17 protein-coding genes and 1 tRNA gene are annotated in these 16,716 nt (G+C 49.9%); 1 reads left to right on the forward strand and 17 read right to left on the reverse strand.

Features of this window, described 5'->3' with window-relative positions; genetic code table 11:
- Nucleotides 1–308 precede the first annotated feature (308 nt).
- A complete protein-coding gene (locus BOW06_RS00005; protein WP_143556040.1) occupies nt 309–1,025 on the reverse strand; it encodes a hypothetical protein in 717 nt (238 codons plus the stop codon).
- Between the two features lie 208 nt (nt 1,026–1,233).
- The gene (locus tag BOW06_RS00010; RefSeq protein WP_143556173.1) at nt 1,234–1,686 is read right to left on the reverse strand and encodes a hypothetical protein; all 453 of its coding nucleotides are present in this window, start codon (nt 1,684–1,686) and stop codon (nt 1,234–1,236) included.
- Nucleotides 1,687–1,899: 213 nt separating this feature from the next.
- Here BOW06_RS00010 and radC point away from each other — a divergent pair, with 213 nt between their 5' ends.
- Nucleotides 1,900–2,391 carry a RadC family protein gene (gene radC / locus BOW06_RS00015; protein WP_078453685.1) on the forward strand — a complete coding sequence of 164 codons (492 nt, stop codon included), beginning with the start codon at nt 1,900–1,902 and terminating at the stop codon, nt 2,389–2,391.
- Between the two features lie 334 nt (nt 2,392–2,725).
- Here radC and BOW06_RS12995 read toward each other — a convergent pair whose 3' ends face one another.
- From BOW06_RS12995 to ruvB, 15 genes are all read right to left on the reverse strand, one after another.
- Entirely contained in the window at nt 2,726–3,049 is a 324-nt protein-coding gene (locus BOW06_RS12995; RefSeq protein WP_230209773.1) for a hypothetical protein, read from the reverse strand.
- Between the two features lie 323 nt (nt 3,050–3,372).
- A complete protein-coding gene (locus BOW06_RS00025; protein ID WP_078454331.1) occupies nt 3,373–5,745 on the reverse strand; it encodes a bifunctional diguanylate cyclase/phosphodiesterase in 2,373 nt (790 codons plus the stop codon).
- Between the two features lie 334 nt (nt 5,746–6,079).
- A complete protein-coding gene (locus BOW06_RS00030) occupies nt 6,080–7,729 on the reverse strand; it encodes a hypothetical protein (RefSeq protein ID WP_078452899.1) in 1,650 nt (549 codons plus the stop codon).
- Nucleotides 7,730–8,078: 349 nt separating this feature from the next.
- Nucleotides 8,079–8,154: transfer RNA gene (locus BOW06_RS00035), tRNA-Lys, on the reverse strand.
- A gap of 92 nt (nt 8,155–8,246) precedes the next feature.
- Nucleotides 8,247–9,512 (reverse strand): YeeE/YedE family protein, encoded by a 1,266-nt coding sequence (locus BOW06_RS00040; RefSeq protein ID WP_078452900.1) that lies wholly within the window; start codon nt 9,510–9,512, stop codon nt 8,247–8,249.
- 90 nt (nt 9,513–9,602) lie between these two features.
- Complete coding sequence (queC, locus tag BOW06_RS00045; protein WP_230208770.1) at nt 9,603–10,283, reverse strand: 7-cyano-7-deazaguanine synthase QueC; 681 nt, start codon at nt 10,281–10,283, stop codon at nt 9,603–9,605.
- The gene (gene queE / locus BOW06_RS00050) at nt 10,276–10,917 is read right to left on the reverse strand and encodes a 7-carboxy-7-deazaguanine synthase QueE (RefSeq protein ID WP_043118508.1); all 642 of its coding nucleotides are present in this window, start codon (nt 10,915–10,917) and stop codon (nt 10,276–10,278) included. The genes queC and queE overlap by 8 nt, the downstream gene beginning before the upstream one ends.
- Nucleotides 10,918–10,954: 37 nt before the next feature.
- Entirely contained in the window at nt 10,955–11,209 is a 255-nt protein-coding gene (locus BOW06_RS00055; protein WP_043118506.1) for a YbgF trimerization domain-containing protein, read from the reverse strand.
- Entirely contained in the window at nt 11,209–11,649 is a 441-nt protein-coding gene (gene pal / locus BOW06_RS00060) for a peptidoglycan-associated lipoprotein Pal (protein WP_043118505.1), read from the reverse strand. The genes BOW06_RS00055 and pal overlap by 1 nt, the downstream gene beginning before the upstream one ends.
- Nucleotides 11,650–11,651: 2 nt before the next feature.
- Nucleotides 11,652–12,932, reverse strand: a complete 1,281-nt coding sequence (gene tolB, locus BOW06_RS00065) for a Tol-Pal system beta propeller repeat protein TolB (RefSeq protein ID WP_230208771.1) — start codon at nt 12,930–12,932, stop codon at nt 11,652–11,654.
- Nucleotides 12,932–14,077 carry a cell envelope integrity protein TolA gene (gene tolA / locus BOW06_RS00070; protein ID WP_143556041.1) on the reverse strand — a complete coding sequence of 382 codons (1,146 nt, stop codon included), beginning with the start codon at nt 14,075–14,077 and terminating at the stop codon, nt 12,932–12,934. The genes tolB and tolA overlap by 1 nt, the downstream gene beginning before the upstream one ends.
- A 2-nt stretch (nt 14,078–14,079) precedes the next feature.
- A complete protein-coding gene (locus BOW06_RS00075) occupies nt 14,080–14,520 on the reverse strand; it encodes a biopolymer transporter ExbD (protein WP_043118498.1) in 441 nt (146 codons plus the stop codon).
- Nucleotides 14,521–14,536: 16 nt separating this feature from the next.
- A complete protein-coding gene (tolQ, locus tag BOW06_RS00080; protein WP_078462821.1) occupies nt 14,537–15,202 on the reverse strand; it encodes a protein TolQ in 666 nt (221 codons plus the stop codon).
- A 3-nt stretch (nt 15,203–15,205) separates the two neighbouring features.
- Nucleotides 15,206–15,610, reverse strand: coding sequence for a tol-pal system-associated acyl-CoA thioesterase (gene ybgC, locus BOW06_RS00085; RefSeq protein ID WP_043118494.1), 405 nt, complete (start codon nt 15,608–15,610; stop codon nt 15,206–15,208).
- Nucleotides 15,611–15,660: 50 nt separating this feature from the next.
- On the reverse strand, nt 15,661–16,716 hold the full coding sequence (ruvB, locus tag BOW06_RS00090; RefSeq protein ID WP_043118491.1) for a Holliday junction branch migration DNA helicase RuvB: 1,056 nt from the start codon (nt 16,714–16,716) through the stop codon (nt 15,661–15,663).

Here is a 16,716-nt window from a genome sequence, read left to right on the forward strand (position 1 = left end):
GAACAATCGTCCCCGAAAATGTCTTGGCATTAAAACGCCCAATCAAGTATTTTTCGGGATTAACCCATCCGTTGCACTAGTGAGTTGAATCCGCGTGATGTAAAAACTCTTCTTGATACCGATAAAAATTTCACTCGGGAATTCAATAGTGATGTACAAAAAAGAATGCTGACCGAAGATAACTAGTCAATTAGCCCAGCTGCTCAAATCAATCATCACTCAAGTGCAAAAAAGAGATCGTCACCCGTTGTTGGCTCAAATTCTGATCGCTGAAAAACGACAACTTTGCCGTCATCAATTTCTTGCTCTCAGGAAACAACACGCACACTCTCTATATCACTATCTCTGTTAGCGACGAATAATTGAGGTTCTTTTCCTTGCCATGATGAATCCAGGTGAATGCGAATCTCCTCTTTTCCTATTTCGCCTTTCCATGAGGCACCAGTCGCAAGAATATAGTCGAAAAACAGATACTTTTTCTTGTCATCCAACACCTTTAGCCATTCCGATGAAATACTGTCTTTCATCACTCTCCTTACTTCTTTATTTCCCTCAACATGGCGTGTAAATACTTCGGGTGACTGCCATGGAATATTCAGCGTGTAATTAATTTCTACAACCCGGGCTGTCATTGCTGGAATGGACGCTTCCCATAACAAGAGTTGCGATACAGGCTCACCGGACATCAATACATCTTTCAAAGCCGGGAATTGTGAGTCGGAAATATCTACCGCTTTCATCTCGCCTCCCGTTAATTCAGAGGAGAGGTGAAACAGACGCCAAGGCAATTTATTTCCACTTGTAGCAACATAAACAGGAGCAGGTTGGCCATCGTTCGAAGCCGTGAATGATTCAAGGCCATACTGACTGTACACCCTGTCACCGAGAGGAAAGCCGATTACAATGCGGGCATCTGCATCACTTTGATTCTCCAGTGTGAAGGCACCCTTGCCATTGATCGGTATTTTTTCATCAGGACTTTCTGTTTTTTCACCGATATAAATATCAACTTCTGCATCAAGCATTCTGACCGAAGACGATTGCTCCCTCTCGGAGACGACTTCACCCGGTATGGCAGCAGATGAGTATCGTTTAGGTCCATATGTAAGCTCTCCGACAAATTCAATGTCTGCCCATGATGCTGACCATAAAAAGAAGTTGAGGATAATGCAGAATGGAACCGTTGTAATATGCATCGTACTTCACCATTGAATCATGAATGAGTTGAAATACTCATGGATCAGAAGCCAGTTTGGACTCCCTTTCCACCTCTTTCAGTCTTGTGTGTAATTGCCATACTTCTTTTCTCCTTCGCTTGACCGCCTCTTCACTCAGGTGAACCCTTGTGTCAAAAGTTTCCCCTGAACGTATCTCGTTCTCCAGAGGCATCATCCTGGATAAGAGTATTGACTCGGCAAATGCCCTCTGGACATCAACAGGCGCTTTTCGCCGCATGATTTCCATATATTCAACTTCTGACTCAAGCATGATCACTTGAGATCTCCTTTGCGTATACTCCTCTTCATTGACATCTGCCAACTCAACAGCGGGCTGAATTTTCTCAATCATCGCTAGACAATTTTTTTCTGCGATAGCTTCGTCAATGACTCGATTGCGGTAATTATAACACCTTGTTCTTGTTGGGTTTTCTAGTATTTTTTGAAATAATTTTTTGAAAGAAAGCACCGCAGAGTACACCCCCCTTCCTTTACAGGAGGCACCCCCACTTCGGATTTTGCATTTGAAGCCGGGGCTGGAGTCCCTACCCACAGGCAGAAAACATTTTCGACTTCGAAAGCGGTGGCTAACCTGCACTGCGCGCCGCTTCTTTTGCGATGCCGGCTAGCCGCCATCGCTTGGGCCTCCTTCTTGTGTCATTTACACAAGAGGAATATTCCCATGAAAAACATACATCTCTCTTCCGTTACCTATATCACCCACCGCCCGGTGACTGCAGAGGATATTATTGCTGAGGCTTTGGGTTTACTCGAGACGCAGCTTCGTGCGCATGGCGACATCTCGCTCACCTCTCCTGAAACGGTAAAGGACTACCTGAAATTGCGCCTGGCAGCTCGTGAACGCGAAATCTTCGGCGTACTGCTGCTGGATACCCGTCACAGGCTAATCAGATACGAGGAGCTCTTCCACGGCACCATAGACTCTGCGACGGTTCATCCAAGAGAAGTCGTGAAAGCAGCGCTGCAGCACAATGCAGCGGCAGTGATCTTCACTCACAACCATCCCTCTGGCCTCTCCGATCCCAGCGAGGCAGACAAGATGCTGACGCAGAAGCTGATCGGCGCTCTGTCATTGATTGATGTCCGCGTGCTTGACCACTTGATTGTGGGCGCTGATGAGCCGTACAGCTTTGCGGAACATGGGCTGCTTTAACTCTCGTGCCCTGCATGAAGCATGAAGTGCGTAATTCTAACTGCGGAGCGTCAACACGGACTGAACATAACGCATGATTATGCGCCCTCCTTCGTCAGGTCCGGCTCTCATCCGCATAATCTGCGTTATATTAAATCGCGTTGTACAAGATGTATTTACTCTGAACGACCGCTTCCGACCCAAAGTGGTCATTCTCTCAACTCTAGTTGTCCCAGTTAGCCCATCACACTCAAGGGAGATGTTATATGCGAAGAAGCACTTTGAAGTTGGACTACTCGTAGGAACATACAAAAAACGGCGCCAACGGGCGCCGTTTTTATATCTTCTGGTTTATTTATAACCCAGATTTCACAGCATCTACTGCGTCCTCCGCCTTTTCCATCATGGTTTTCTCTTCCATGCTTGGAGTTGAGGCTTCCTCAGCGGCTGCTTTTGCTGCGGCTTCTTCAGCGGCTACTTTTGCTGCGGCTTCTTCAGCGGCTGCTTTTGCTGCGGCTTCTTCAGCGGCTGCTTTTGCTGCGGCCTCTTCAGCGGCTGCTTTTGCTGCGGTCTCTTCCACAACCTTTGTATCTGTGGCAGGCGCAGAACCTTGTTCACTCTGAGAACAAGCACCTAGCAGAGCCAGACAGCCAGCGAGAATAAATGTGTGATATTTCATTCGTTGTTTACTCCTTAAAGACATTATCCAAGCTTGCTAAAGCAAATATTGCAAAAGCAGCTTTATTTGGAAATCAGTAATAACGATCACCAACTAAATAATACAGCAATACCAGTGAATGAATGCTGACAAAAAACAATTTATTCTTCATCACACAATTTGTCGTCAATTCGTACGACGAGAAGAATTAGCAGCTTAGATGTGCAATAAAAGCATGCGGCTAATTACTGTCAATCAATGTCTGCTTATGGCCGAAAGCAGATCTTCACGAATTTCACCGGGTTAGCCTAGTTAAACGACCGCTTCCGACCCAAAGCGGACATCTATTCTTGATGCTCAAGAAAGTCGGCTCGCCTATCAGATACTGACAAACGCACTCCATCGAATAACATCTTCTCGATTTCCTGTGACGGAAACGGCTTGCTGAAGTAAAAGCCCTGCATAATCGTACAACCAATTCGGTTCAGGAATTGCAACTGCGAAACCTCTTCAACTCCCTCCGCTACGGTTTGAAGTTTCAAAGCCTTGGCCAGGGCGATAATCGCCTCACAGAAAGAGGCGCTTTCTTTATTTTCTGGAAGCCCCTTGATGAAGGCGCGGTCTATTTTTAGCGTGTCGAACGGCAAGTCCATCAGGCTTGAGAGGGATGAATATCCCGTACCAAAATCATCGATGGCAATTTCCAAGCCCAGGTTGTGCAGGTCGTTGAGTAAGGATTCCGCATACTGCGGGTCGTCCATTACAGTGCCCTCGGTAATCTCCAACTCGACATGGGATGGTGACACTTCGACTTCCTGCAACATTTTCTCGATTATCGCCAGGAAATTCTTATTTTTGAATTGAACGGGGGATATGTTAATGGCCATCCTGAGATGATCAAAGCCTGAATCGTGCCATCTTTTTAAACACTTGCAGCTTTCTTGCAACACCCAGTAACTGACATCAGTAATCAGCCCCGTTTCTTCCAGTACCGGTATGAACTGATCCGGAGAAACCAGACCATGTCCGGGACGGTTCCAGCGTAACAAGGCTTCTACACCAATGAGGCGGCCATCCAGTAAACTAACCTGTGGCTGGTAATGCAAGACATATTCTTCATTATCGAAGGCAGAGCGTAACGCTGTTTCCAGAGCGACTCGTTCATGTACGGATGCCTGCATTTCAGGATCATAGAAACTGATCCTGTTACGACCGGCTGACTTGGATTTATACATCGCGAGGTCAGCCTGCTTCAATAGTGTTTCGGCAGAGATTGTTTCACCATCAAACAGGCTGATGCCGATACTGGCAGTACTATGATGAGAAAAGCCATGTAATGTGTAATTTTGACCCAGTGCGTTCAGAACTTTTTCAGTTAACACTTCAGTGACATTGGCCGCCTTCATTTGTTCTGGAGGAAGTTCAGCGAGCAAGATGACAAACTCATCCCCACCGAGACGTGCAACAGTGTCGACTGCTCGTGTGGACGATTTCAGGCGCTTTGCAACCTGAGCAAGGAGCTCATCGCCTATGTCGTGACCACGCGTGTCATTAAGGTTCTTGAAGTGATCAAGATCGATCATCAAGATAGCGTTGTATTGATTGTGACGCTTGCCCGCAGCGATCAGTAGATCCAGGCGATCCATTAACAGGGTTCTGTTGGGAAGTCCTGTTAGTTGGTCATAGAAAGCCAAATGCTCGATTTTCTCCTCGGCTTCCTTTCTTTCTGTAATATCCGTGTGTACGCCAACAAAATGACTGATTTCACCCTCATCATTGGTAACCGCGGAGATGGTGAGCAACTTGGGATACACTTCACCGTCCTTGTGTTTATCCCATATCTCTCCATGCCAAGAGCCATCGTTGTTGATGTCATTCCACATTTTCTTATAAAAAGCGGCGTCATGACGTCCAGACTGGAACATGCGTGGGGTATTACCTATAACTTCTTCGGCTGAGTATCCGCTCATCTCACAGAATGCGCTGTTGACCTGTAGAATCCTTATTTCTGCATCCGTGATCATCATCCCTTGCTGTGACTCAAAAGCCGTTGCAGCGATCTGTATCTGTTGCTCAGACTGTTTGCGGTCGCTGATATCGCTATGTGTGCCGATCATGCGGACCGGATTATTATCGGCATCGCGGACAACGACCTTTCCACGGGCAGAGACCCATTTCCAGTCGCCATTCTTGGTTTGCATCCTGAATTCGGCAGAGTAGGATGTTCCCACTCCTTTATACATATAATCCTGAATCCCTTGTTGCACATATTCCAAATCGTCAGGATGTATTGCCCCGAACACTGCAGAGCCCGTACCGGGGAACTCATTCTCTTCATAACCGAGTATCGCGTTCCAGTTTTTTGAGAAGGTGGCCTCGTCAGTTTGGGGATTCCAGTCCCATACACCATCGCCTGCACCATCAAGCGCAAATCTCCACCGCCTTTCGCTTTGAGTCAGTTCTTCCGACATTGTCATGCGCGACTTTTCTTTGTTCATAGCAAGCCAGAAAGGAAAGATCAAAGAAAGCATCACAAATGAGGTAGTGGTAATCACATAACGCCACTTTTCGTGACCTTCCTCTGCCTCTTTCCCTAATAGATGCAAAATATAGGGTTCAAGCCAGTGCTCCCAAAGGACAGCGAGACCAAATGTAGATAGGACAACTAATACAAATAGGAGGAAGTAGGGTAAACGATCAATACGCTGATTATTCATACGAAGCTTTTCAATCGCACCTATCTAATCATCTTCAGTGATTCACGTATTGTGTAATTCACAGCGCATGAATATTAATAGACGATAGATAATTATCAATTATGTATCGAATGTAGCACCTATTCAGATGAAAATCTAATTGAGTGGATTGGAGAATAAGATATTGCGTGTTGATTTACACACGTTAAAAGCTTCGAATATTGGGACTAGAAGCATGTTATACGAATGACTGCTTCTGGCCGAAAGCGGACAATCTGGGTGATATTCCGCCTCAGCCTGGCTGAATGGCAGCTAACGACCCAAAACGGTCATTCTACATAATACGTTAACTGCACTATTCCTGATGCAATTCAGCATATGGAGGGATACTGAGTCCTGCATCTAGAGCAGCCTCTCTTACTTTCTTGGGAAGTGGAATAGGCCGCTTACCTTCGTACTGTGTTGCTCTCCATTTTCGAGACGACATTACCGGTTCTCTCGCTTCCATCACCGGGGAATCCGGGGTGGGTGCATCAGTTCCCCATACTGCATCAGGGCTAGTGCATAAACTGTCAGGACTGCTCGAAGGGCCATATTTCAGTTTTGTGTAAACATGCACACCTACCTGTTCATAAGGCTTGTGTACCCAGTCGATCCACCAGACCAGGTTTGCATGTAAATCGTTATTTGCATCATGAGAAGGTCCCGTGGCATCTCTTAGCTTAAAGGTAGTAAGTATCTGGGCGACACCCCGCATTTGATCCATCGCTCTTTCTAGCGCTGAAAAGTCATCAACAAATTTATGCTGGGCAGCGAGATTACAGACATAGTGCGCCCAGATACGCAGCCTCATGGCAATACGGTATTGATCAGCAACGTACTCAAGCTCCGGATACCATACATCATTGCTCTCGCAGGGCTCAGGATATGCCGGGATCGACTCCAAAAGGGACTGTGCAGTAACCTTGGCAAATTCCAGATGGTGCTGCTGAAGTGAGGCCTCTTCGTCAGTCATCCGCCACATGATGATGGGAAGAACCTCAGTCTGCTCCTTCGCTTCTGCAACATTTCCACGATAAACCTCTTCCTCACATGTCTTGATTGCATCTTTAGCTGCTTCAACCGCTGCTGTAATCTTATTCATATAATCCTGAATGATCGGATGCTGATTGACCGAATCGTGCGAAGTTATCATCGGAAGAGGTACATCGTTACCGGAACTACCCGTTGGAGTATCCTTCACAGGCCCATCAGCTACTTGCGGTTGCAGTTTTTCCGTATCGTATGTACTGCCTATCGGAAGAGAGGCTTCGTTACCGGAACTACCCTGTGGCGCATCTTCTGCCGATTCATTGTCTGTTCGAATAGGAGGGCCTAACTCTGGAGTCAGGTCTGTAGCAACTGGTCCCGAAGGAACTGGCACCATATCGCCATCATTTGCGGTTTCTCCCTCTCCCCAGCCGGCCGGGTTTCCTGGGTCTAGGTAATAAGGTTGTTCTTCGTTTCCTGGTTCCTCGTTATCTGGTTGTTCTTCAGCAACATATCTCATTTTGGGAATCAGTGTTTCATCAAATAACATCATACGGATCAGTCCGGCTCTAGGCCCATCACTATTCATTCGTTCCGCTTCTTCAGCAAAAGATCCAACAGAGAATAAAGGGGTCACATATTCTGTTTCAGCTTCATCCCACCATTCTTCTGAAGGCCAACGTGAGAAAACAGAATAATCCCCTTGTTGAAAGTCATTTTCATCGGGAAGACGAATGCTACCATCAGTTGATATTTCAGGCTGAAATGTAATTGGTGGAGGATCTTCTAGAGGAGGCAGAAGTGCACTCCCAGCCGTGTCGATTTCATCAGATAACACTACCTGACACGCAAGAGCCGCAGTAACAACGAGAGGTACAAATATGGACCAGGAAAAGTGTGTCAGTACCGTGTAGAAAGAGCAAACCACACGGTTGAACTGAACACGTAAAATGGCATTTTGATCAGATGAATGCATGATCATCCGCCTTGTTTGTGAATAACCCTATGTAAATAGTTTAGTTGAGGAAATCATCACTCTCAAATACCTTCCAATCATTGAATAATAATTCTGATTGAGATGACACTCATGATTACTGTGATAGATCTCAACTATTCATTAAGATGAAATGAATGTCCGCTTGTGGCCGAAAGCAGACATTCAACGTATCGACTGATCTATCGATATCATAAGAGCGAAGTTTGAACAAAATGTTGACGGCCTCGGACTAAAAAAACATACAATATTTTTTTCGCGTCATGGTAACTCAGTGGTAACTCAGACAAACAAAAAGCCTAGCTATTTCTAGCTAAGCCTTTGATTTATATGGTGGGCCGTGAAGGATTCGAACCTTCGACCAACTGATTAAAAGTCAGCTGCTCTACCGACTGAGCTAACGGCCCGCAAGTGCTGCAACCGGGGGAAATCCCGGAAGCGCACGATTATACAGAATGATCCGAATTTGGCAAGAGTCCGGACAACCAATTTTACCCTGTTATACCTTCTCCAGTTTACGCATGCTGTTGGGTAGCAGGCGCATATCCGCCAGCGACGCCACCAAGGCCTTGCCGAAGCTCGCCTCTTCCTCATAAACCAGCTTGTAGTACTGGATTTTCATCGTCAGCGCACTGCCGAAAACGATGCCACCAAAGGCGACAAAGGAGCCGACTGCGAGCGTCGAGGCGCCCGTAATCGCCTGCCCGATGGTGCAACCCATCGCCAGCACGCCGCCCAAGCCCATGAGAATGGCACCGATGAAGTGCGAGAAGAAATCTCCAACCGATGCAAACCACTCGATGCGGAAGCCCTTTGATATCAGCGACCACACCAGGGAGCCCAGAATCACACCTGCGAGTGCCATGATGCCAAATGTGAGGAAGGCAGCATCAAAACCCGATTTGGCGTACCCAAAGGCTTGCCCCATTGGATTGATGAACGTAAATGACTGGGCATTGAGTGGACGGCTGTCATCAGGTTGGCCCTCGGCATCTTCGGCGATGAAGTCCCAGTTTTGCACATACTCAGCCATTCGCATCGGTTCATCATCAACGTTGACCATGACATTGCTGGAGACATACCAGGCAGCAAAAACGGCGAGACCAACAACCAGTCCACCGAGGATATTGTCGAAACTGCCGCGGAATTCGCTGGTGACAAAAGCGACGACCACCAGCACGGCACCAATCGACAGGCCGATTGCAAGGCGTGCAGATAACGCTCCTTTATCTCCGGCCAGCAGGGTTCCAAGATCCTGGTTGGACGGAAGGTCGATGGCGAGAGGACGCAGCCAGTCATAAAAGAGCACGGTAAAGAGCGTGCTGTCACCGTCCGGGAACGGGTTAATCATGTAGTAAGCGATTACGGCAATAATGGCGACCACCATAACCGACTTGATGTTACCGCCACCGACACGAATCAGCGCCTTGTTACCGCAGCCGCTAGCCAGGGTCATGCCGATACCGAAAATAATGCCACCAACCAGGTTTTCAGCCCAGATCAGCTGACCGTTACGGTAGGGAGGAAAAGAGCCATCGGCATCAACCATCCCGAACATCTCAAAGATGACCACCCCGATCATGGCCACACCTATCGCAAAAAACCAGGCGCCAAGACGACCCTTGTCACCCATGTTGATCCAGTCGGAGATGGCACCCATGGTGCAGAAATTGGTTTTATTGACCACCGCACCCATGATGAAGGCGATGGCGAAAACAAGCAGCAGAAAGAGGCTTTGAGCCTCTGCAAAACTGTCCATTAACATAATTGAATCCTCAGCAGATTTCTGTTTTTTTCAGATTCAGTGGTGTAGCCACTGTAGTTATAACTTCTAATTTAACCATATCTGGCGGGGTTATTGATAGTTTGTCGGATCCCCTGCCCCCGCCTGTTCGAATCCGGCCTTTCTGAGTCGGCATGAGTCACACACACCACAGGCGCGGCCCTCTTCATCAGCCTGGTAGCAGGAGACTGTTTTACTGTAGTCAACGCCCAGTTCGATCCCGCGGCGAATGATGTCGGACTTGCTCATTTCAATCAGTGGCGCCTGTACGCTGAAATGGTCACCCTCTACGCCTGCCTTTGTCGCAAGGTTTGCAAGCTGTTCAAACGCCTCGATAAATTCTGGCCGGCAGTCGGGGTAGCCAGAGTAATCGACAGCGTTCACACCAATGAAGATATCGCGCGCACCGAGTACTTCCGCCCAGCCCAGGGCTATCGAAAGAAACACGGTATTCCTTGCAGGTACATAGGTGACCGGTATGCCTTCTGCTAGTGTCTCCGGCACATCAATCGCTTCATCCGTCAGCGCAGATCCACCAATTGCATCCAGTGCCATTGGCAACACCAGGTGTTGCCTGACGTTAAACTGTTGAGCAATCTTCTTCGCTGCATGAAGCTCAGTGTTATGGCGCTGGCCATAATCGAAGCTGAGTGCATAACAGTCGTATCCGGCATGCTGGGCAATTGCCAGCACTGTAGCCGAATCAAGCCCGCCGGAGAGGAGAATAACCGCCCTCTTTTTCTGCTCAGACACCAGGTTTGTCTCCCCACAGTATCTTGTGCAGCTGTAGCTGAAAGCGCACAGGAAGACGCTCCTCGACAATCCAGTCGGCCAGCTGGGTGGCATCCATTTCATCCACACTCGGAGAGAAGAGCACTTCGCAAGTGTCTGTCAGTTGGTATTTTTCCAGGATACGTTTTGACCAGTCGAAATCGTTCCTGTCACAGATAACGAACTTGACCTGGTCATTGGAAGTCAGGAGGGAAAGATTATTCCAATGGTTTTTCGAGGCCTCGCCGGAACCCGGAGTTTTGATATCCAACACCCTGGAAACACGCGTATCAACGGATCCAATATCGAGTGCACCGCTGGTCTCGAGCGAAACCTTCAGGCCTGCATCACACAGTTTATCGATGAGTTCGCTTGCGCCTTCCTGTGCAAGCGGCTCACCGCCAGTCACAGTCACGTATGGAACAGCATACCCCTGAACCTGTTCGACAATGGCATCAATATCGATCAGGGTTCCGCCACTGTAGGCATATTTGGTATCACAGTAATAACAGCGCAGCGGACAGCCTGTCAGGCGCACGAATACAGTCGCATACCCGACACTGCGGCTCTCACCCTGCAACGAGCAGAAAATCTCTGTAATCCGCAGTTGCGTCATAAAAGCAGCTCAGCCGATGGTTCAGTCTTGTGCGCTGTTAGCGCCGGCCAAGACGACGTTCAACATCCAGATACATCTCGCGCTGTTGCTGCTTGAGTTGCTCAAGCTCATGCCTGAGCAAATCGATCTCACCGCGCAGCTGGTTATTGGACAGCTGCAGCTCTTCAACCCGCAGTGTCAGGTCGGTGACAACGCCGATGCGGCGCTCAAGCGCCTCAAGGCGGTCAGAGGTACCGGCGACAGCGAACTGTGACAGCAGCAGAACCCCGCATATAAGAATTGCCCTTTCCATTAGTAGAGCAGTTCCGCACGACGGTTTTTAGCCCATGCAGATTCGTTGTGTGCATAGTCGACCGGACGCTCTTCACCGTAACTGATGGTAGAAATCTGCGACGAGGAGAGGCCTTCTGCGATCAGGTAGTTGCGTACAGCGTTGGCACGTCTCTCGCCAAGGCCGATGTTATATTCACGCGTACCACGTTCGTCACAATGGCCCTCGATTCTGATGCTGGCACCAGTCTCGTTGAGCTTCTTCGCATGCGCACTGAGTACACGACGGTATTTTGGCTTGATGATGTATTCATCAAAATCGAAGTGGATGGTCTTGATATCCAGCGCACGACGGCCGTCGATCATGAAGTCGTCTTCGCCGACCCCACCTGTGCTTGAACAACCCGCAAGGCCAAGTAGCGCGCCAGCGCCCATAAAGCCCAGCAATTCTCTTCTTTTCATGCTTATCTCCGTTTTATCAGGAATGGCGACCAGGCCGGGTTCCGGACATCACCGGACTGCGCGGCCAGGCGCGTCTCAACATCATAATCAGTCGCAGCAACATGCAAGGTACCGCGCAGACCACTGGCGTAAATAACCATCTTGCCATTGGGAGCGATGCTGGAAGATTCATCCAGCGGGCCGTCGCTGAGTATCTGCATACCGCGTGTTTCCAAATCAAGCAAAGCGACCTGGTAGCCCCCTGAAGTTCTGGTTACCAGTGTAATACTCTTGCCGTCAGGGGCAAAGGAAGCATTCGAGTTGTATTTACCCTCGAAGGTTAGCCTTGTAGGAGCCCCTCCAGCAGCAGACACCCGGTAGATTTGCGGTGATCCGCCACGATCTGACGTAAAGACCAGGGAATTACCATCAGGCGACCACGATGGTTCAGTATCGATACCAGGTGACCGGGTAATACGCTGCACTCCGCCACCACCGGCAGACATAACATAAATCTCGGGATCACCATCCTTCGACAGGGTCATCGCAAGACGTGAACCATCCGGCGACCAGGCCGGTGCACCGTTGATGCCCTTGAAGCTGGTCAGTTTCCTGCGGCTGCCTGATTCGACATTCTGTACATAGATGGCAGGCTGGCCTCCCTCAAAAGAGACATAGGCGAGCTTCTTGCCATTAGGCGACCATGAGGGCGACATGATTGGATCGTTAGTTGCCAAGATGGTTTTTGCACCATGACCGTCCGAGTCTGACACCTGCAGGCTGTTGGCCCTGCGGTTAGCTACGACGAAAGCGATGCGTGTAGCAAAAGCGCCGCGTTCCCCCGTCAACGCCTCGTAAACCAGGTCGGCCACGTGGTGTGCAGCAAAACGCTGATCCTTGGTTGCGGCGTAGACCGTATCCTTGGTGATCTGCTTTCCTCCAGCAGTATCATGCAGAACAAACTCAACCCTGTAGCGCCCGGCAACACTGGTCACCTTACCTGTCACCAGGTTATTGATGCCGCGGTCGCGCCAGGTGGCATGATTCACCGGCTGTCCAAATGGAGCAGCAGGTGGCTGATCGCTTCGCGAAGAGGGTTTGAATTCACCCGAGCGCTGCAGGTCATCAGAGATAATCCTGTCAAATTCTGCCGTTGGCGGAGTTCCTCCACCTTCCCATTCGAAGGGTGCAATGGCTATCGTAATCGCATCAACGTTACCACCGGTAATCTTGATGGTCAGTTCTGCTTGCGCTGCAAGTGGCAACATCAGCAGCCACGCAATGAGTAGAGTTCTGATTTTCATCATCGAATCCTGTTTGGTGTAAATTCCAAAACAAATGAACGAAACGCGTCAAAATCCTTGCCTTTTGGTACCGGCAGAGGATCTGAAAGCCTGACAGCATCTGCTGCCGAACGATCAAAAGCGACATTCCCGCTCGATTTTATCACTTGTACATTGGCAATGCCGCCCCCGGGAAAAAGCTTCAGGCGCATTTTCACCACGAGATCGGAACTGCTGCCCAATGGCCGGCGCCAGTTCCGCGTAATCTTGGATCTGATCGGTCCAATGTACTTATTATAGTTCTTGCCGCCACCGCCACCAGCCTTGCGACTTGTACCGCTACCAGATCCTTTACCCTTACTCTTCTGCCTGGCTGCCGCAGCGGCTGCTTCAGCCTTTTTGCGGGCAGCAATCTCCTGCTTGCGCTTGGCCTCGGCGTATTTTTTCTTCTCTTCTTCCTCTTTACGCTTTTTTTCCTGCGCTTTTTTCTCGGCAGCAATACGCGCATCTTCCTTGCGTTTAGCCTCTTTCTCAGCTGCGATGCGTTCAAGCTCAAGCTGCTTTAAACGCTCTTCCTCTTCAAGACGTTGACGTTCTGCCTCTTCTTCAGCCGCGATACGTTCAAGTTCAAGCTGCTTTAAGCGCTCTTCCTCTTCAAGACGTTTACGCTCTACCTCCTTCTCGGCTGCGATGCGCTCGGCTTCAAGTTGCTTGAGACGCTTTTCCTCTTCCTTGCGCTTACGCTCGGCTTCCTCGCGCTGTTTTTGCAGCTCTGCAAGTTGCCTCTCTCTCTCCTTCTGCTCTTCCTCGAGGCGTTTCAACTCCTCTTCGCGCTGTCTCTGCAGTTCGGCAAGGCGACGCTTCTCTTTCTCCTTCGCCTCTCGAGCCAGTTGCAACGCTTCGTCTTCGCGCTTCTTCAGGCCTATTGCACTCTTCTCCTGCAGTTCGCGTTTTTCACGCAGATCCTTGATAACCTGTTGCACCGTCTCTTTCGGCACCATCACAGGGATTGGAGTCTGCTCTTCAGCTTCCTCGGCCACAATCGGTGCAGGCGCGTCCATGGTGAGCAACTCGTCCGCCTTTAAAAACAGCAGGTAGAGCAACAGCAGGTGCAACAGCAGTGATATCACCATGGCAACCGGGTTGCTCCTGAAGAAAGAAAACACCTCTACTCACCCAATACTGTCATCAACTTGACGCTGTCACCTTCACGTACGTAGGGCGATAGCAGGCTGAGCAGGTCAAGAACCTTTTGATACTCGACTCGCTTATCTCCGTAGACCATGATTTCGCGTTCAGTACCCGCATCGGCATCGAGTGCGTAAACTGCAGCAGCACGCGCAATCGCTGCCTCTCTGGATTCGACGTATTCACGGACACCATCATCGTTGTACAAAAAATAGAGCCCCTGCTCATCGACACCAACGACAACAGGCGGCAGGATTTCAGCGACCTGGGTTGGATCACCCTTGGAAACCGGCAACTCGACATCGACATTTCGCACCAGCAATGGAGCGGTCACCATGAAGATAATCAGGAGCACCAGCATTACGTCAATGAAGGGAACAACATTGATCTGCGACATGCTTTTACGGCTGCGACGTGACATGGATACTGCCTTCCGCTCAGCGGATTAACTGGCGCTGAAGCACGTTGGTGAATTCCTCGATGAAGTCATCGTACTCACCCTCAAGGCGTTCGATTTCAGCCGTGTACTTGTTGTATGCAATGACTGCGGGAATCGCGGCAAACAAGCCAAGAGCGGTTGCAACCAGCGCCTCGGCAATTCCGGGAGCGACCATGCTGAGAGTCGCCTGCTGGACAGAGCCCAGCGCCTGGAAGGAGTTCAAGATTCCCCACACGGTACCGAAGAGACCAACATAGGGGCTGGTTGAACCGACAGTGGCAAGCAGCGTGAGTTGGTTTTCGAGCCTGGTCAGCTCGCGATTCTGTGCAACACGCATGGCACGCCGGCTGTTGTTGATAATGGTAATGTGATCGCCGCCATGCTCCCTGGTGGTCGTGAACTCTTTGAAGCCGGCAGTAAAAATTGAGCACATGCCACCATATTTCTTTGGCTTGGCTCTCTTGAAGAACGAACCCAGGTCTTCACCTTCCCAGAATTTCTTCCTGAAAGTTTTTGCGGTCTTGCGTGCCTTGCTGAAGGCACGTGAGCGATCGATGATCGCTCCCCATGAAAAGACTGATGCCAGCAACAGAAGCAGCAATACTGCTTTGACCACAGGGCCTGAATGTAATACCAGTTCTAAAAAATCGAGTTCACCTGCCATTGTTTATCTTGTCCTGTCTATCCTGTCTCTGATTTTGTCGGGAATGGAGGTTGGACGAAAAGATTGTGTATCAACACAGACGAGCAGTATCTCGCCACTGCACAACAACTCGTCCCCTCTCCTGATTTCTTGTTTAAACAGCAGGGATGCCCGTTTCAACTGCGCCACGCTAGCATGCACAGTTAATTCATCATCCAGGCGTGCCGGCTTGAGGTACTCGATACTGGCACGACGCACGGCAAAAACCACGCCATCCTCATCCATCAATCGCTGGTTCTCAAATCCGCTCGCACGCAGCCACTCGGTACGCGCTCGTTCCATGTAGGCCAGGTAGTTGGCGTAGTAAACCACGCCGCCTGCATCCGTATCCTCGTAGTAGACCCGCACCGGCCATTCATAATGATTCAATGCAATTCACCACTCTTTTTGTGACAAGTCATGACACGCATTGTTCCCTCTTATTCTCCGGATGCCATATCATCGAAGAGATCATCGGCTTTCGGCATCTCCCGGTTCGGTGGGGTCATGCCAAAATGGAGCCACGTCTGTCGTGTTGCCATACGTCCACGCGGTGTGCGTACCAGGAAGCCCTGCTGAATAAGGAAAGGCTCAAGTACATCTTCAATTGTGCCGCGCTCTTCACCGATCGCGGCAGCAAGTGAGTCGACACCGACAGGACCACCTTCAAATTTCTCAAGTATTGCTGTCAGCAGGCGCCTGTCCATGTGATCAAAACCGTTCTCGTCAACTTTGAGCATGTTCAAGGCATCATGCGCGACCGTCGCCGTGACATTGCCATCTGCCTTGACATCGGCGTAGTCACGCACACGTCGCAGCAACCGGTTAGCAATTCGCGGGGTACCGCGAGAACGCCTGGCAATCTCATGCGCGCCCTCTGCATCTATGCTGACATTCACGATATGCGCCGAGCGCTGCACGATACTGGCGAGATCCTCGACGTTATAAAATTCCAGCCGCTGAACGATACCAAAGCGGTCACGCAAAGGTGATGTCAGCAGACCTGCACGGGTGGTTGCACCAATCAGCGTGAATGGCGGCAAGTCGAGTTTGATCGAACGCGCTGCCGGCCCCTCGCCAATCATGATATCGAGTTGATAATCCTCCATCGCCGGGTAGAGAATCTCCTCGACAACCGGACTCAGGCGATGAATCTCATCAACGAACAGCACATCGTGAGGTTCGAGGTTAGTCAGCAGTGCGGCAAGATCACCCGCTTTCTCAAGAACGGGGCCTGAAGTTTGACGCAGGTTCGCCTGCATCTCATTGGCAACGATGTGCGCCAATGTCGTTTTACCGAGTCCGGGCGGGCCGAAAATCAGCACATGATCGAGTGCTTCGCTGCGTCCGCGCGCTGCACTGATAAATATATCCATCTGCTCGCGCACCGCCGGCTGGCCGACATATTCTGCAAGCGTGCGTGGACGAATAGCGCGATCAATCGCAGCCTCTTCGCTCATTTCGGAACCACTGACGAGTCGTTCGTGATCGTCCAT

This window comes from Solemya velum gill symbiont (assembly GCF_002020255.1).
Lineage (GTDB): Bacteria > Pseudomonadota > Gammaproteobacteria > Chromatiales > Chromatiaceae.

What these genes read in the sequence shown, in the direction of transcription:
- ruvB (WP_043118491.1), bottom strand. Translation starts at nt 16,716, where the DNA reads ATGGACGATCACGAACGACTCGTCAGTGGTTCCGAAATGAGCGAAGAG.
- pal (WP_043118505.1), bottom strand. Translation starts at nt 11,649, where the DNA reads ATGAAAAGAAGAGAATTGCTGGGCTTTATGGGCGCTGGCGCGCTACTT.
- BOW06_RS00025 (WP_078454331.1), bottom strand. Translation starts at nt 5,745, where the DNA reads ATGAATAATCAGCGTATTGATCGTTTACCCTACTTCCTCCTATTTGTA.
- BOW06_RS00055 (WP_043118506.1), bottom strand. Translation starts at nt 11,209, where the DNA reads ATGGAAAGGGCAATTCTTATATGCGGGGTTCTGCTGCTGTCACAGTTC.
- tolQ (WP_078462821.1), bottom strand. Translation starts at nt 15,202, where the DNA reads ATGGCAGGTGAACTCGATTTTTTAGAACTGGTATTACATTCAGGCCCT.
- BOW06_RS00040 (WP_078452900.1), bottom strand. Translation starts at nt 9,512, where the DNA reads ATGTTAATGGACAGTTTTGCAGAGGCTCAAAGCCTCTTTCTGCTGCTT.
- BOW06_RS00030 (WP_078452899.1), bottom strand. Translation starts at nt 7,729, where the DNA reads ATGCATTCATCTGATCAAAATGCCATTTTACGTGTTCAGTTCAACCGT.
- radC (WP_078453685.1), top strand. Translation starts at nt 1,900, where the DNA reads ATGAAAAACATACATCTCTCTTCCGTTACCTATATCACCCACCGCCCG.
- tolB (WP_230208771.1), bottom strand. Translation starts at nt 12,932, where the DNA reads ATGAAAATCAGAACTCTACTCATTGCGTGGCTGCTGATGTTGCCACTT.
- queE (WP_043118508.1), bottom strand. Translation starts at nt 10,917, where the DNA reads ATGACGCAACTGCGGATTACAGAGATTTTCTGCTCGTTGCAGGGTGAG.
- BOW06_RS00005 (WP_143556040.1), bottom strand. Translation starts at nt 1,025, where the DNA reads ATGCTTGATGCAGAAGTTGATATTTATATCGGTGAAAAAACAGAAAGT.
- BOW06_RS00075 (WP_043118498.1), bottom strand. Translation starts at nt 14,520, where the DNA reads ATGTCACGTCGCAGCCGTAAAAGCATGTCGCAGATCAATGTTGTTCCC.
- BOW06_RS12995 (WP_230209773.1), bottom strand. Translation starts at nt 3,049, where the DNA reads ATGAAATATCACACATTTATTCTCGCTGGCTGTCTGGCTCTGCTAGGT.